The 15,071-nt window shown below is 62.6% G+C and carries 12 protein-coding genes; 2 read left to right on the top strand and 10 right to left on the bottom strand.

Annotation, left to right across the window (positions count from 1 at the left end; all coding sequences use genetic code 11):
• Window positions 1-29: 29 nt before the first annotated feature.
• From MIC97_RS18310 to MIC97_RS18295, 4 genes are all read right to left on the bottom strand, one after another.
• Window positions 30-758, bottom strand: coding sequence for an SDR family oxidoreductase (locus MIC97_RS18310; RefSeq protein ID WP_239801415.1), 729 nt, complete (start codon window positions 756-758; stop codon window positions 30-32).
• 19 nt (window positions 759-777) lie between these two features.
• Window positions 778-2,055 (bottom strand): sugar ABC transporter permease, encoded by a 1,278-nt coding sequence (locus tag MIC97_RS18305; RefSeq protein WP_239801414.1) that lies wholly within the window; start codon window positions 2,053-2,055, stop codon window positions 778-780.
• Window positions 2,052-2,879 carry an ATP-binding cassette domain-containing protein gene (locus MIC97_RS18300; protein ID WP_239801413.1) on the bottom strand — a complete coding sequence of 276 codons (828 nt, stop codon included), beginning with the start codon at window positions 2,877-2,879 and terminating at the stop codon, window positions 2,052-2,054. Before MIC97_RS18300 ends, MIC97_RS18305 begins: the two co-directional genes overlap by 4 nt.
• Before the next feature lie 64 nt (window positions 2,880-2,943).
• Window positions 2,944-3,969 (bottom strand): sugar ABC transporter substrate-binding protein, encoded by a 1,026-nt coding sequence (locus MIC97_RS18295; RefSeq protein ID WP_239801486.1) that lies wholly within the window; start codon window positions 3,967-3,969, stop codon window positions 2,944-2,946.
• A 413-nt stretch (window positions 3,970-4,382) separates the two neighbouring features.
• Here MIC97_RS18295 and MIC97_RS18290 point away from each other — a divergent pair, with 413 nt between their 5' ends.
• The gene (locus tag MIC97_RS18290) at window positions 4,383-5,402 is read left to right on the top strand and encodes a LacI family DNA-binding transcriptional regulator (protein ID WP_239801412.1); all 1,020 of its coding nucleotides are present in this window, start codon (window positions 4,383-4,385) and stop codon (window positions 5,400-5,402) included.
• A 110-nt stretch (window positions 5,403-5,512) separates the two neighbouring features.
• On the opposite strand, the gene MIC97_RS18285 is transcribed toward MIC97_RS18290, so the two are convergent.
• The 6 genes from MIC97_RS18285 to MIC97_RS18260 form a co-directional block, all read right to left on the bottom strand.
• Entirely contained in the window at window positions 5,513-6,379 is an 867-nt protein-coding gene (locus tag MIC97_RS18285; protein ID WP_183832424.1) for a glycine betaine ABC transporter substrate-binding protein, read from the bottom strand.
• Between the two features lie 25 nt (window positions 6,380-6,404).
• Window positions 6,405-7,337, bottom strand: a complete 933-nt coding sequence (locus MIC97_RS18280) for a proline/glycine betaine ABC transporter permease (protein WP_239801411.1) — start codon at window positions 7,335-7,337, stop codon at window positions 6,405-6,407.
• 21 nt (window positions 7,338-7,358) lie between these two features.
• Complete coding sequence (gene proV / locus MIC97_RS18275; protein WP_239801410.1) at window positions 7,359-8,591, bottom strand: glycine betaine/L-proline ABC transporter ATP-binding protein ProV; 1,233 nt, start codon at window positions 8,589-8,591, stop codon at window positions 7,359-7,361.
• 678 nt (window positions 8,592-9,269) lie between these two features.
• Window positions 9,270-10,724: a GGDEF domain-containing protein gene (locus MIC97_RS18270; protein ID WP_239801409.1), complete on the bottom strand. Its 1,455-nt coding sequence runs from the start codon at window positions 10,722-10,724 to the stop codon at window positions 9,270-9,272.
• Between the two features lie 422 nt (window positions 10,725-11,146).
• Window positions 11,147-12,115 carry a methionyl-tRNA formyltransferase gene (locus MIC97_RS18265; protein ID WP_239801408.1) on the bottom strand — a complete coding sequence of 323 codons (969 nt, stop codon included), beginning with the start codon at window positions 12,113-12,115 and terminating at the stop codon, window positions 11,147-11,149.
• A gap of 209 nt (window positions 12,116-12,324) precedes the next feature.
• Window positions 12,325-13,794 (bottom strand): aldehyde dehydrogenase family protein, encoded by a 1,470-nt coding sequence (locus MIC97_RS18260; RefSeq protein ID WP_239801407.1) that lies wholly within the window; start codon window positions 13,792-13,794, stop codon window positions 12,325-12,327.
• 176 nt (window positions 13,795-13,970) lie between these two features.
• Between MIC97_RS18260 and MIC97_RS18255 the strand changes: the two genes are divergently transcribed.
• On the top strand, window positions 13,971-15,047 hold the full coding sequence (locus MIC97_RS18255) for a substrate-binding domain-containing protein (protein WP_239801406.1): 1,077 nt from the start codon (window positions 13,971-13,973) through the stop codon (window positions 15,045-15,047).
• Window positions 15,048-15,071 lie beyond the last annotated feature (24 nt).

The following is a 15,071-nucleotide window of genomic DNA, read 5'->3' as shown; positions in this document are numbered from 1 at the left end:
AAAGAGGACGAAGGGGCGGGGTTCCCTTCCTACAGATCGACGCTGTTTGGCAGGATGACCAGATCGCGAATGGTGACGTTGCGCGGGCGAGACAGCATGAACAGCACGGCTTCGGCCACTTCCTTCGGCTGCATCAAACTGCCATTGGCAAGCGCCTCCTCCATCTTGGCTTTCGGCCAGTCGTCGAGCAGGGCCGTCACCACCGGGCCGGGCAGAACCGCGCCGACGCGCACGCCATGCTGCGCCACCTGACGGCGGGTGGAGTGAACGAAAGCCTGCACGGCGAATTTCGAGGCAGTGTAGATCGGCTCCCACACCACCGGCACCACGCCGGCGATGGAGCTGGTGAACAGGATGTCGCCGCTCTTCTGCGCAATCATGTGTGGCAGCACCGCATGGACCGAGCGGAACGCGGCGTTGATGTTGAGGTTGAGCATCCGGTCCCAGGCATCGGGATCGCCTTCGGCCACCGGCCCGCCGATATAGGCGCCGGCATTGGCATGGAAAATGTCGAGACGCCCGGCAGCGTCGAGAATGCGCGGCAGCATGCCCGACACGTCTGATGGCGAAAGCAGGTCGACCACCAGCGGTCTGGCGCGTTCGCCAAGCTCGGCGCACAGGGTTTCGAGACGGTCCGCGGCCCGGTCGATCAGCACCACCGTGGCTCCTTCGGCCAGCAGCGTCCGCGCGCACTCAAGGCCGATGCCCGATGCGGCGCCGGTGATGGCCGCGACCTTACCCTTCATGATTTCCGCCATGATGTTTCCTTCCTGTGGATCAGGCTCTGCCGTGGCTGACGCGGGAGCGGCGGGCGAGCGAATCGACGATGACGGCGATGGCCAGAACCGCGCCGGTGATCATGTAGCGCAGCGAGGAGCTGAGATTGAGCAGTGTCAGACCGTTCGAAATGGCCTGAATGACGATGATGCCGAGCAGGGCGGAATAGGCGCTGCCGCGTCCGCCGAACAGGCTGGTTCCGCCGATGACGGCAGCCGCGATGGCATTGAGATTGACGTCGCCGGTGCCGGCCTGCTGGCTGGAGGAGGCAAGGCGGGAGGCGGCCAGAATGCCGCCAAGCGCTGCCAGCGTCGAGCACAGCATGAAGGCCGACATATAGATGCGGCGCACATTGATGCCGGAGCGGCGTGCGGCTTCGCGATTGCCGCCGACGGCGAACATGGAGCGGCCCCAGCGGGTGCGGGTCAGCGCATAGTCCAGCACCACCACCAGCGCCACGAACAGGCCGAACATCCACGGCACGCCGCGCCCCAGATTGAGATAGTAGACGGCGAACTGGATCACCACGGTGAACAGACCGGCCTTGAAGGCAAGCGCGCCGAGCGGCTGCGAGGAAAGGCCGACGGCATGGCGGCGGGCGCGGTTGCGCAGGCCCAGCACCACCATCACCACACCGGGAAGCAGCGCCAGCAGATGAGAGGTCCAGGCCGGCATCACCATGACCTGCCCGAAACGCACCAGCGGCGAGGCATAGGGCAGGTTGATGGAGCCGGTCGGACCCAGAATGTAAAGCTGCAGGCCAAGCAGGGCCAGAAGTCCGGCCAGCGTGGCGACGAAGCTAGGCATGCCAAGCCTGTTGTAGAGCATGGCGTAGAGCGCGCCCATCGCGGCTCCGGCAGCGAGTGCGACGGCAATCCCGCCGGCAATCGGCCAGCCGGCATTGACCCACAGGACGCCGATGATGGCCGAGGCCAGTCCGCTCATCGAGCCGACCGACAGGTCGATCTCGCCCAGCAGCAGTACGCACACGATGCCAAGCGAAATGACGCCGATGGTGGCGCTGTCGAACAGCAGGTTCACCAGATTGTTGGGCGCCAGGAAAACCGGATTGAGGATGCTGAACACGGTGGAGATGACGATCAGCCCAACGGCAACCGGCAGCATGCCGAGATCGCCGGTGCGGACGCGCGCGAAGAAGCTGCGCACCATGCCGCCGATGCTCTCGTCGTGGCGCACACGCTCGTCGGAACGGTCGAGCGCCGCTTCTGCGGTGGCGTTCTCATCGGATGAGGGTTTGGTGGAAACTGGCGTGGTCATGCGCTTGCCCCGCTGATGCCGTCGGTTTTATTGCCGGCGTCCAGACGGGCGCGGCGGCGCGACACTGCGTTTTCGGTGGCGCCGGTAATGGCGGTGACGAGTTCGTTGTTGGTGGCGTCCGGGCTGAAAACGCCATTGTTGCGCCCAAGACGCAGCACCACGACGCGGTCAGCCACGGCACGGACGTCTTCCATGTTGTGGCTGATGATGATGACGCCGAGGCCGCGATCGCGCACCCGCTCGATGAGGTTCAGCACTTCCGCCGTCTGGGCAACGCCAAGGGCTGCGGTGGGCTCGTCCAGCATGATGATCTTGGGGTCGAGCAGCAGCGAGCGGGCGATGGCGACCGTCTGGCGCTGACCGCCCGACAGGGACGCGACCGGCTCGCGAACGGAGGGGATGCGCGCGGCAAGCTCGCGCAGCAGCGTCCATGCCTTCACCTCCATGGCCACCTCGTCGAGATTCCATGGCGACAGTTCATGGCCGAGAAACAGATTGGCGACGACGTCGAGGTTCTCGCACAGCGCCAGATCCTGAAACACCGTGGCGATGCCCAGTTCCAGCGCCCGGCCGGGGCTGTCGAGCGATACGGTTTCGCCGCAGAATTCGATGGTGCCTGAGGACGGCTGATGCACGCCGGCCAGAATCTTGATGAGCGTCGATTTGCCAGCACCATTGTCGCCGACCAGCGCCACCACCTCGCCGGCATGAACATCGAGATCGATGTCGGTCAGCGCCGAAACGGCCCCGAAGTTCTTGGAGATCTGGCGAAGTTTAAGGATGGGGCTGCCCGGTTGCGGGCCTGCGCCGGCTTGCTGGTTCATCTTTGAATGGCCTCTGCTTGGCAAGACAAGCCCGGCCGGCTGGAGCCGGCCGGGCACAGGCATATTACTCGGTAATGCCGAGCTTCTTGCACGCCTCGGCATATTCGCCGGTGCAGACCTGCTCAGCGGTCTGGATGCCCTTGTCGAAGATTTCAGCCTTGATGTTCTCAGACGTCACCACTGCCGGAACGAACAGTTCCGAAGGCGTGTCGTAGAGCGTGGTCTTTGCCTCGGGCGTTTCGCCCTTCACGAACTGAACGGCGACCTTTGCAGCGGCAGCGGCAACGATCTCCGAAGGCTTGGAGATGGTGTTGTACTGGTCGCCGGCGATGATCAGCTGCAGGGCGGCGATGGTGGCATCATTGCCGGTCACCGGAGGAACGGGCTGCACGCCGGCGGCTTTGAAGGCTGCAATGACGCCACCGCCGGTTCCGTCATTGGCGGCCACCACGCCCCTGATCTTGTCGCCGAAGCGGGTGATCTGGCCGGCTGCCCACTCCTGCGCCTTCGGCGGCGCCCATTCCGGCGTGTCGAACTCGGCCAGCGTCTCGAAGCCGGATTCCTTCAGGCCGCGATGGATGCCGTCGCGGATCAGGCCGGCGGCAGCGTCGGTCGGCGAGCCGTTGACCTGCAGCACGCCCGCGCCATCCTCGGCGCCATTCGCCTTCATGTGGTCGACCAGCGATTTGGAGATGGCATAGCCGATGCCTTCATTGTCGAAGGAGACATAGTAGTCGGCCGGCTTGTCCGGGATCGGTCGGTCATAGGCGACGACCTTGACGCCCTGCGAATGGGCGATCTCGACGAGACCGGCAGCGGCAGCGGAGTCGACCGGATCGAGCACGATGACCTTGGCGCCCTGCGCGATCACCGAGTTGAACTGCTGCTGCTGGAGCGAGGCGTCGGCATTGGCGTTCTGGTAAATGACGGTGCAGCTGGCGCACAGCTTTTCCATCTCTGCCTTGAAGCCCGGATAGTCATGCTCCTCGTAACGCGTCGATGCCTGATCCGGCATCAGGAACGCGACGGTGGCGGCTTCATCTGCCTGCGCCTGCGCCATGCACAGAACGCCGGCGGCAGCCGTCGCCATCAGGAAAGTGCGGAAATTCATGGTGTCCTCCTTGTAAACGACAAACCCGTGCCGGGAAGTTGATGCCCTGAAACCGGCACGGACCGGGTCAAAGGCCGGGAGCCTCATGCGCGACGTGTCGGGACTGCTCCACGACGTGGCACATGCACCGGTTCAAGCTTCAGAATACTCCCGAACGCCTCCCGATCGGTCTTCGATATGCAACCGCCTTCATCGATTGTGCATGATAGCTCAATCGATGAAGCAAAAATTGCCACCTTCAGATATTGATGTCAAGCTGGCGCAAATCAGACGGGGTGGATAAGAGCGATACGCTGCGTCTTGTGCAGGACGGGCACAGCCTCGCAGGTGAAAAGCGCGGGAGATGGCGGCAGCGCGGGGGAAGCGGAGCGGCCTCAGAGGAGAGAATTCTGATGGATGGCGGCAAGCCGACCAGAAAGACGACAATCTACGATCTGGCGACACTGGCCGGCACCTCGGCCAGTGCTGTAAGTGCGGTGCTCAACGGCACATGGAAGAAGCGCCGGATCAGCAGCCAGCTGGCCGAGAAGATTACTCGGCTGGCGCAGGAGCAGGGCTATGCGGTCAACATGCAGGCAAGCCTGCTGCGCCGGGAGAAATCCCGGATCATCGGCATGATCGTGCCGAAATACGACAACCGCTATTTCGGCTCCATCGTCGAAACCTTCGAGGCGATGGCCCGCCAGCGCGATCTGTTTCCGATCATCACCTGCACGCGCCGCGATCCCGAGCTGGAGATGGAGGCCGCGCGCACCATGCTCTCCTATCAGGTCGAGTGGCTGATCTCGACCGGCGCCACCAATCCCGACCGCATCACCGATCTGTGTGGGCCGGCCGGCGTGCGCAGTCTCAATCTCGACCTTCCTGGCTCACATGCCCCGTCGGTTATCTCCGACAATTTCGCAGGCGCGCGGGAACTGACACGCCGTGTTCTCGTCAATTGCCGTCAAAGGCTTGGACAGGCACTGCCGCTGCTGTTCATTGGCGGGCGCGGGAACGACCACAACACCAGCGAGCGCATCCGCGGCTTTCGCGCCGCGCATGAGGAGGTTGGGATCGAGGTGGACGAAAACCACATTCTGGCCTGCGGCTATGCGCCGGAAAAGGCCGAAGGCGCGCTCGGCGCGCTGGCGCAGCGGGAAGGGGTTCTGCCACAGGGCATGTTCGTCAATTCCACGATTTCCCTTGAGGGGGTGATGCGCTGGATCCGCCGTTCAGGCCATTACGAGGGCCGTGCGCCGGTGATGGGCTGCTTCGACTGGGATCCCTTCGCGGCTCTGCTTGCCGACGATATCGAGATGGTGCGTCAGGATGTGCCGCAGATGCTGGCGGCCGTGTTCGACATCATAGAAAACGGCGCGCCGCGGGATACCCGTATCGAGATACCCCCGGTCTTCGTCACGCACGGCTGACAAACCGAGCCTCGACCGCAACTCAATGAAAAGGCCGCCGCGATAAAATCGCGGCGGCCTTTTTCCGGGGCTGGCAGCACAGCAAACTGCTGCCGTTTGCGTGGCCAGGCTTACTTGGCGCCGACCCACTCCTTCACCTTGTCCGGGTTCTCGGAGATGTATTTCTCGACCGCCTTTTCATAGGAGGTTTCCTGCGCGTCGAACATGGCGGCTTCCAGTTCCGGAATCTCCACCTTCATGCGCGACAGCAGTTCGGCCACCTTCGGGTTGTCATCCTTGAAACCCTTGCGGGCGAGGATGTCGATGTGCTCCGCCTTGCCAAGCGACTCCTTGGGGTCGTCGATGTAGCGCAGCTTGTACTTGCCGAACATCCAGTGCGGGCTCCAGGCTGTGGCCACGAACCATTTCTCTGTGCGCATGGAGCGGTCGACCGTGGTGAGCATGCCCGCTTCACTGGAAATCTGAAGCTTGTAGTCGAGCCCGTAATCGGTGATCGCCTTTTCGGAAAGACGGGTCAGGCCGGCGCCCGGATCGATGCCCTGCACCTCGCCGCCGAGCTTTTCCTTCACCTCGGCCTTGCCCAGATCCTCGATCGAGGAAATCTCGCTTTCGGGGATGTAGTCGGGAACCACCCAGCCAAGCTTGGCGCCGTCATAGATGGTGCCGAGCGTATCGACCTTGTCTTCGATCCGCTTGAAGTAGTCGGCATGGGTTTCCGGCAGCCACGCCATCATCATGGCGTCGATGTCGCCGCGGCTCACGCCCTGATAAAGCGGCGCCACGTCGGTCTGAACCAGCTCGACCTTCTGGCCGAGTTCGTCTTCGATGAGCTTCGCGGCAAGCTTGGTCACGAATTCCGCGTCGGACCATGCGGCCCAGCCGATTTTCACCGGCTTGCCGTCCTGCGCCAGGGCGGCCGTTGCCATGCTGCCCGCCATCAGGGCAGCAAGGCCGATGCGCGTAAGTTTCCTGATCATATCTTCTCCTTCTTGTTTTCGGAGCTCAAGCGGCGGCTGACCGCTGCTTGTCATCGGCAGCCGGAACCTTGGCCGGCGCTGACGCCTGCAAACGGTCCCCCGCCTTTCGGAAGGCAAGGAGGCTCAGGAAGCCCGAACCGCCCTTGCCGAAGCTCTGGGTGATCCTGTCGAGGACCACGGCCAGAATGACGACGGCCAGGCCGCCCTCGAAACCGGCGCCCACGTCAAGGCGCTGGATGCCGGTCAAAACATGATTGCCGAGCCCGCCGGCGCCGATCATCGAGGCGATGACCACCATCGACAGCGACAGCATGATCGTCTGGTTGATGCCGGCCATGATGGAGGGCAGGGCATTGGGCAGTTGCACCTTGAACAGAAGCTGAGAGGGGGTGCAGCCGAAAGCCTGCCCGGCCTCGACCAGCTCTTCCTGAACCTGCCGGATGCCCAGATTGGTCAGGCGCACCACCGGCGGCATGGCGAAGATCACCGTGGCAATGGTGCCTGGCACGGCGCCGAGGCCGAAGAACATGGCGGCCGGGATCAGATAGACGAAGGCCGGCATGGTCTGCATAAGGTCGAGCACGGGCCTGAACAGGCCGGCCACCCGGTCCGAGCGGGCCATGGCGATGCCGGCGGGAATGCCGACGACGACCGCGATCACGGTTGCGGAAAGCACGAGCGACAGCGTCTGCATGGTGCTGTGCCACAGGCCCATATGATTGACCAGCGCCAGCGACACTATCGTAAAGAGCGCGAACTTCCAGCTCACCCGCCACAGCGAAAGCAGGGTCAGGATGGCGATGCCGACCAGCGGCGAGGTGCCGGTGAGCAGCGATTGCAGGCCGCCGGTGACGAAGCCGATCGCCGCCGCGATGCCGTCGAGCGCCGGGGTGAAGTTGTCGAGTATGTAGTTGACGGTGACGTCGGCACCGTGGCCGACGTTGAAATCGAAGTCCATGTAGTTTCCCTTCGGTTCGGCTCAGCCAGCGCGGTCGAGCGTTTCCAGAAGCGACGACTTGCTGAGGGAGCCGACATAGCGCCCCCGCTCATCGACCACGGGTACCGGCCAGCGGCTCGCCGCAACGAGCCCCAGCACATTCGAAAGAGGCTCGCCCGCGGGAATGGGCGTCACATCCTGAAGAAAGGCGTTGCGATACGGATCCGCATCCTTCGCCCTGATCTTCTGGACCAGCACGTCCTGACTGATCATGCCGTGATATTTCTTGTCGCGGCCGACGACGATGGCGACGTCACGGTCGCTTTGCGACATCTGCTCAAGTGCCGCCGCAGCGGTGGCCCCGCGCCGGTCCACCAGCGTCAACTGGGTGCGGCGCGCCACGTCTCCGGCCTTGAACACCTGCGAGACGTCCACATTGCGGAAGAAGGAGCGCACATAGTCGTTGGCCGGTTGCGAAACGATCTCGTCCGGCGTTCCCACCTGAACCACCTTGCCGTGCTGCATGATGCAGATGCGGTCGCCGATGCGCATGGCCTCGTCGAGGTCGTGGCTGACGAAGATGACGGTGCGGCTGTGCTCGGCCTGCAGGCGCATCAGCTCATCCTGCATTTCGGTGCGGATCAGCGGGTCAAGTGCCGAAAAGGCTTCGTCCATCAGAAGGATGGTCGGCTCGCTGGCGAGCGCCCGGGCAAGCCCCACGCGCTGCTTCATGCCGCCGGAAAGCTGGTCCGGCCGGCTCGTGGCGTAATCCCTGAGGCCGACGGCCTCAAGTGCTGCCATCGCCTTTTGCGTGCGCTCAGCTTCGCCCACGCCGGACACTTCGAGCCCGAACGCGGCGTTGTTCAGCACATTGCGGTTTGGCAGCAGGGCGAAGGACTGGAACACCATGCTCATGTCGCGGCGGCGAAGCTCGATGAGGTCGCGTGTCGACAGCCGGGTTATGTCTTCGCCATTGACCTCGATGACGCCCGAGGTGGGCTCGATGAGGCGGTTGAGAAGGCGAAGCAGCGTCGACTTGCCGGAACCTGAAAGGCCCATGATGACGAAGATCTCGCCATCCATGATGTCGAAGCTGACATCGTCGACACCGATCGTACAGCCGGTGGTTGCGTGGATTTCGGCTTTGCTTTTGCCAGCCCTCGTCATATCGAGAGCGTTTTTGATGTTGCTTCCGAAGATTTTATAAACATTCTTCAGTCGAAGTTTTACTTCGGAATGTCCATTCGATCCGTTTTTTTCGGTCGTTGAAGTCATAATCAATAGAGCACCCGCTTGGCTTGGCGAGTAAAATCTCCTCTGTTATAAGAAAAGCCAAGAATAATATCCGGCCGCGAAAAAATAAGCGATTGCGCTCGGGCAATGCTTTCCCGGCGCGATCGCTTGTTGCAAATTTTATATCGTACTGAAAAACCGATGTCCACCCGCAAAGGCACAAACGCGGGCGACCGTCTTTTCCGGCAGGTTGCGCCGGGCGCTTTCCGAGAGCCTTGCCACAGGGGCCATCGCCAGCGTTCGCCTGCCTTTGCGAGGTCTGCGGCGTGCGTTATGCCGGCATGTGGAAAAGAAACCGCAGCGCGGCTGTTCGCTGTAAATCCCGGACGAGATTCCGGCTCCTCCCGATCACGGAAAACCGTTCCGGCCGAAGCAGGCGCTCCCCTGCATGGCATCGTGTCCATCCGCGTCCTCCCCGCAGATCATCACCATCCGGCAACTGCCAGCGACTTGCGCGCCGTACAGGAAACCGGTGCGCCTCAGGGCGCCAACAGGCAGGATCATGCGCCGGGGTCGGGGCGTTCGCCGGTGCAACCGCGACAACGGCGTGTCGAAGACCGACATCGAACCGGCGCGGACATGGTTCCGCGATGATTGGCAGGCCGTGGAGCAGGTCTCCTGTCAGGCCCCGCGTGCCGAAGCCGGCGCGCGGGGCAAAACTCAGATGTGGTCGGGGCTGACGGCCGAGTAATGGGCGCGCTTGTCTTCGTACATGAGAAGATCCGCCCGTCTGGCGACAGCTTCCAGCTTCTCGCCCGGCAGGCTCGTGGCTGCTCCGAGGGAAAGCTTCAGTTCCATCTGCGAATAATACTGGTTGTTGATGCCGATAAGCCGCCTGATGTTATCGACCACGGCCTCGGCGCCGCGTTCGTCCATGTAGGGCAGAACGACAGCGAATTCGTCGCCGCCGATCCGGGCGGCGTGGCCGGGCTGTGTCACCGCTTCGTTGAGCACTTCGCCAACGCGGCGCAGCAATCCGTCGCCTGCGGCATGGCCCCATTGATCGTTTGCGGTCTTGAGGCCGTTGAGATCGAGAATGATGATCGAAACCGGCGCCTCGCCCTTGCGCTCCAGCCGGTTGAGCTCATCGACGTAATAGGCGCGATTGTGCAACTTGGTGAGCACGTCGTGCTTGCCGAGATATTCCAGATAGGCTTCGGCCTTCTTGCGGGCGGTGATGTCGGTCAGCGCCACCTGCACAAGCGACCAGTCGTCTTCGCGTCCCGGCAGAACCGAGAATTGCATGAGAACATGGCGCTCGGACCCGTCGAGCGCATAGTTCACCACTTCGCGCCTCTGGAAGAGGATGCCGTTCCACAGGTCGATAAGCTGCTCGCGGAAGTGCGATGCCATTTCATATCGGAAGATTTGCGGCAGGCTCTGCAACAGGGTCTTCTTGTCGTCTGCGAGAAAAAGGGTGAGCGTATCGTTGTTGATGTCCAAAACCCGGATCTCGCTGAGGCACTGGTGCACGAATTCGGGGTGCACGTCGGTGAACACGCGAAAATCGACGATGCCGCGCTGGCGCACATCATCCATCAACTGCTTGATGCGGCTGAAATCCTCGACCCACAGAGAAATGGGTGAGTGCTCGAAAAGCCCCTGTGCGTATTGCTTGTGGCGATCCTGTTCGCGCAGCGCATCCTCGCGTGCGGTGACATCCTCGATGGCCAGCAGAACCCGGTCCCAGCTTTCCTCGTGGCCGGGAAGTATGCGGCCCTTGAGCTGGATATCGATGCGCCGGCCGCCCAGCGAATAGTTCACCGTGTTGCTGCTGAAATGGTCCGACCCGTTCCAGAGCTGGACCATTTCCCCGATATGCGGCTCCAGCATGTCGGCATTGAAAATGCGATGCAGGTTCGTCACCAGATGATCGACGTCATCGGCCTCGAACAGCGAGAGCGTCTTGCGATTGACTTTGAGCACGCGGATCTGGCTGGTGCACAGATCGAGGCGGCTGGTGTCTTCCCTCAGAAAGGCGCCCAGATCCGAAATACCCTCGGCGCGCCACATGTCGAACTGCCTGCGCAGACCGCTGTAGTCTTCCAGCCACAGGGAGATTGGCGCCAGCTCGAATATGTTGGCGCTGTCGATCAGTGCGGCGTCGATGCTCATTGTCTTCCCGTTCTCTTCCGCTGCGCGGGCCACGCATGCCACTGCGTATCCGTACAGCCTGTGACCTGTACGACATTTTTCTAAACATTGGTTATCGTATGAAGCCTTTTGTTGCGTCCGACAGGTCAGAAGTGGACGCGGGGGACAAGGCAACCAGACGACGAAATGGCATGTATCGCAAGCAGAATAAAGGGCAAGGGCCGGATCGCCAGCTTTGCCCGCCCGGAAACCGGAATGCCCCACCGGGGAAGAAGGGGAGGGCAGCCGATTGCAATATTCGGGCCGATGCCCGCAGCACAGGTCAGGGCCTGTTCAGGCAAGGCAAAATGAAAAGTGGGCAGGGACCCGGAATTCCGCGTCCCTGCCGCCTGCAAAGTCATGACACCCCGGAATATGCGGGCGCCGGCAGAAAATCCCTGCGGCTACTGGCCTGACGCCGCCGCGAGATCGGGAGCTGCATGCGACTCCAGCTTGTCGCCGGTCGAAAGACCCAGCGATTTCGCGAATGCCGCTGCCGACATCTTTTTTCCCGCTTCCGTGCGCACCTTGGCGATCTCCACCGTGCCGCCTTGCACGGATATGGTGATCGTCTCTTCCGCAATGCCCACGATCTCGCCCGGCTTGCCCCGAACGTCGCCGAAGCGGCGCACCGAATGCTTTCTGGCCTCGAACAGCCGCACCTTCTCACCAAGCACGGTCGTCCATGCGCCGGGTGCCGGGTCACAACCACGGATTAGGTTGTGAATCATGTCGATATGCGCGCTCCAGTTGATCCTGGCCTCGGCATCGCGGCACCAGCCTTCATAGGAAGCCGCGTCCTCGTCCTGCACGGTTTCGGTGTGACGTCCTTCGACCACGAGGTCGGCGGCCTCCAGCATCGCTTCGACGCCGAGCGGAAACAGGCCGTCGAAATAGACGGTGCCGAGCGTGTCTTCCGGTCCGATGGCAACGCGCTTCTGGAGGATCACCGGGCCTTCATCCAGCCCATCAGTCGGACGGAAGATGGTCAGGCCGGTTTCTGTGTCACCCTTGATGATGGGCCAGTTGATGGAGCTTGGGCCTCGATATTTCGGTAGCAGCGAGGGATGGTACTGGATGGTGCCATGCCTTGGAATGTTGACGAAAGATTGCGGTGCGAACTGCAGCACATAGGCCATGACGGCAAGGTCGACATCGAGCGCGCGCAACGCGCCTTCGGCCGTCGGGCTTTTCAGGTTGGGAAGCTGGAATACGCGCAGCCCCAGTTCCTCGGCGGCCAGCCGCAACGGGTCGGGACGCGCGCCCGGCTTTTCGGGGGCACAGAAAACGCCGGCGACTTCGTCGCCCCGGGCGAGAAAGGCTTCCAGTACACTCTTACCGAAGGCCTGCTGGCCAATAATTGCAATGCGCATGCTTTTTCCTCCTCGGTTCTCAGGCAAAGACCGGCCGTGCTTCGCCGAAGGCTGCGCGCAGGCGGCGGCAGACCCGGCCGGCAATGACGGCGGATGGATCGGTTAAGGTCAGAGCATTTCCGCTGTTCCCGAAGCGCGGGAATGCTCTGACCGTCTGGTTTCATGCGGCTCCGAATGCAAAGCCGCATGGAGTGCTTGCGGCGACTTCTTCAGCGGCCCGTGTTGATCCAGACGACTTTGGGTTCGGTGAAGTTGTCGATCGCTGCCTCGCCATGCTCGCGGCCGAAGCCGGAGTCACGCGCGCCGCCCCATGGCAGACGAATATCGGTGGGGCCGTAGGTGTTGACCCAGACCGTGCCTGCTTTCAGGCGGCGGGTGAAACGATGTGCCCGGCCGATATCCCCGGTCCACACGCCGGCGGCGAGGCTGTAGACCGTGCCGTTGGCGATGCGCAGCGCATCCTCTTCATCCTGGAAGGGAATGACAGCCGCCACGGGACCGAAGATCTCTTCCTGCGAGATGCGCATTTCGTGGCGCACGCCGGCGAAAACCGTCGGCTCCACGAAATAGCCGGCATCGCCGTGGCGCGAACCGCCGGTGACCAGCGCGGCGCCTTCGTTGCGGCCGATCTCGATATAGTCGAGCACGCGCTTCATCTGCACTTCAGACACCAGCGGGCCCATGCCCGTCGACGTGTCCTGCGGATTGCCGATACGGGTGGTCTGCGCCCGCGCGGCCAGCCGTTCCACGACCTCGTCATGGATGCTGTGGTGCACGAGGATGCGCGAGCCGGCCGAGCAGACCTGGCCCGTGTTGAAGAAGATGCCGGCGCTGGCGGCCTTCACCGCTGCGTCGATATCGGCATCCGGGAAGATGATGTTGGCCGACTTGCCGCCAAGCTCCAGCGTCACGCGCTTGAGGTTGCCGGCCGAGCTTTGCAGAATCTGGCGTCCGACCACCGGCGAGCCTGTGAAGGTCACCTTGTCCACATCCGGATGATCGACAAGCGCCTGCCCGGCCACTTTGCCGAAGCCCGGAACGACGTTGAGCACACCGGCCGGGAAACCGGCCTCGAAAGCCAGTTCGCCGATGCGCAGCGCGGTCAGCGGCGTGATTTCCGCCGGCTTCAGCACCACCGTGCAGCCGCAGGCCAGCGCCGGCGCGATCTTCCACATGCCGATCATCAGCGGGAAGTTCCACGGGATGATGGCGCCGACCACCCCCAGCGGTTCGCGCACGGTGTAGGTGAGCGCATCGGGACGGGCGGGGATGACCTGTCCGTTGATCTTGTCGGCCATGCCGGCATAGTAGGTGAGGGTGTCGATGACCGCCGGCAGATCCTGGCGGCGGATGGCCGAAACGGGCTTGCCCGAATCCAGGCTTTCGAGCTGCACCAACTCGTCCTCGTTGCGGCGGATCAGGTCCGCCAGCTTCAGCAGCAGGGCGCCGCGCTCGCTGGCCTTCATGTGGCCCCATGAGCCTTCGAAGGCGGCGCGCGCCGAACGCACGGCGGCGTCGACATCGGCCGCGTCAGCCTCGGCCACCCTGGCCAGAACCTCGCCGGTGGCGGGGTTCAGCGTCTCGAAGCTGCGTCCGGAAGATGCAGGAACGCGGACCCCGTCTATCAGCAGCTTTTGTACGTCGTCGGAAACTCGGTTCAGCAAGATCGGACCTCCCATAATATGTACTTTGATTCATATTCTGAATCTTGTCGTGGCCCATGGAGTGCATGGGAATTCAACAGTAACTGCTGCAATGAATTTCGTGAATATGAAATTTATTGCCTAATAGGAAAGCACAAGATATGATCTGAATTGCCAATATGAGTTTCGTCACGGAATGCTTGGGAGGAAGCATGATCGAGATTGAAATCGAACCTGTCTGGCGATTCCGCCGCCGCAAGGATGCGCAATCCCTTCAGATCATGCTGGATTTTCTGGCCGAGATCCGTGCGTCGGGAAAGATCGCCGCCGCTGCCGGCCGGGCCGGCGTTTCCTATCGCCATGCCTGGAACCTGATCGAGAAATGGTCGGAGTTCTTCAACACGCCGCTGGTCGTACGCCGGCAGGGCAGCGGCACAAGACTGACGCCGTTCGGCGAGAAGCTGGTGTGGGCCGGGCAGAGGCTTGAAGCGCGGCTGCGGCCTTTGTTGCAGAACCTGTCGCAGGAGCTGGAAACAGAGGTCAACCAGATGCTCACGCAGGGACCGCTGGTGCTGCGTGTTCACGCCAGCCACGGCTTTGCCGTGCCGAAGCTGCGGGAACTGCTGAGCCTCGAAGCCGATATCGACGTCGATTTCCGCTATGTCAGCAACCAGAGTTCGCTGGTCTCTCTGGTGCATGACGGTTGCGATCTGGCCGGCATGCACCTGCCGCAGGGCGAGTTGCGAAAGCAGGCGATCGTTGCGGCAAAGGGCTTGCTCGACACCAGGACGCACCGGGTCATATCGTTCGTCACGCGCGAAATGGGGTTGATGGTGCGCCCCGGCAATCCGCTTGGCATCTCGGAGCTGAGGCAGCTCGTTGATCCGCAGATCCGCTTCGTCAACCGCGACCCCGATTCCGGCACGAGGCTTCTGTTCGACCAGCTTCTTGCCCGCCATCGCATCGACGGCAGCCGCATCAATGGTTACGAGCACTCCGAGTTCACGCATGCGGCGGTCGCCGCCTATGTCGCCAGCGGCTACGCGGACGTCGCCTTCGGCGTCGAAGCGGCCGCCCGCCAGTTCGATCTCGATTTCGTGCGGCTGCTGACCGAGGATTATGTATTCGTCTGCCACAAACAGATTCTCGATCTGGAGGCCGTTCAGTGCGTGCTTTCGGTCATGCGCGGGCCGGAGTTTCACGCTGCCATCACCACGCTGCCCGGCTACCGGGTGAAGGAAGCCGGGGAGATCAAGACCATCAGCGAGGTGTTCCGGGAAACGCAGTAGCGTTTCAGGGGGCAGCGGCATGGT

This window comes from Aquamicrobium sp. NLF2-7 (assembly GCF_022359935.1).
In the GTDB taxonomy this organism is placed as follows: domain Bacteria; phylum Pseudomonadota; class Alphaproteobacteria; order Rhizobiales; family Rhizobiaceae; genus Mesorhizobium; species Mesorhizobium lusatiense.
This window is presented reverse-complemented; position numbering and strand designations above follow the sequence as displayed.

What these genes read in the sequence shown, in the direction of transcription:
- MIC97_RS18290 (WP_239801412.1), top strand. Translation starts at nt 4,383, where the DNA reads ATGGATGGCGGCAAGCCGACCAGAAAGACGACAATCTACGATCTGGCG.
- MIC97_RS18310 (WP_239801415.1), bottom strand. Translation starts at nt 758, where the DNA reads ATGGCGGAAATCATGAAGGGTAAGGTCGCGGCCATCACCGGCGCCGCA.
- MIC97_RS18255 (WP_239801406.1), top strand. Translation starts at nt 13,971, where the DNA reads ATGATCGAGATTGAAATCGAACCTGTCTGGCGATTCCGCCGCCGCAAG.
- MIC97_RS18280 (WP_239801411.1), bottom strand. Translation starts at nt 7,337, where the DNA reads ATGGACTTCGATTTCAACGTCGGCCACGGTGCCGACGTCACCGTCAAC.
- MIC97_RS18295 (WP_239801486.1), bottom strand. Translation starts at nt 3,969, where the DNA reads ATGGCGACGGCTGCCGCCGGCGTTCTGTGCATGGCGCAGGCGCAGGCA.
- MIC97_RS18300 (WP_239801413.1), bottom strand. Translation starts at nt 2,879, where the DNA reads ATGAACCAGCAAGCCGGCGCAGGCCCGCAACCGGGCAGCCCCATCCTT.
- MIC97_RS18265 (WP_239801408.1), bottom strand. Translation starts at nt 12,115, where the DNA reads ATGCGCATTGCAATTATTGGCCAGCAGGCCTTCGGTAAGAGTGTACTG.
- MIC97_RS18285 (WP_183832424.1), bottom strand. Translation starts at nt 6,379, where the DNA reads ATGATCAGGAAACTTACGCGCATCGGCCTTGCTGCCCTGATGGCGGGC.
- MIC97_RS18270 (WP_239801409.1), bottom strand. Translation starts at nt 10,724, where the DNA reads ATGAGCATCGACGCCGCACTGATCGACAGCGCCAACATATTCGAGCTG.
- MIC97_RS18305 (WP_239801414.1), bottom strand. Translation starts at nt 2,055, where the DNA reads ATGACCACGCCAGTTTCCACCAAACCCTCATCCGATGAGAACGCCACC.
- proV (WP_239801410.1), bottom strand. Translation starts at nt 8,591, where the DNA reads ATGACTTCAACGACCGAAAAAAACGGATCGAATGGACATTCCGAAGTA.
- MIC97_RS18260 (WP_239801407.1), bottom strand. Translation starts at nt 13,794, where the DNA reads ATGGGAGGTCCGATCTTGCTGAACCGAGTTTCCGACGACGTACAAAAG.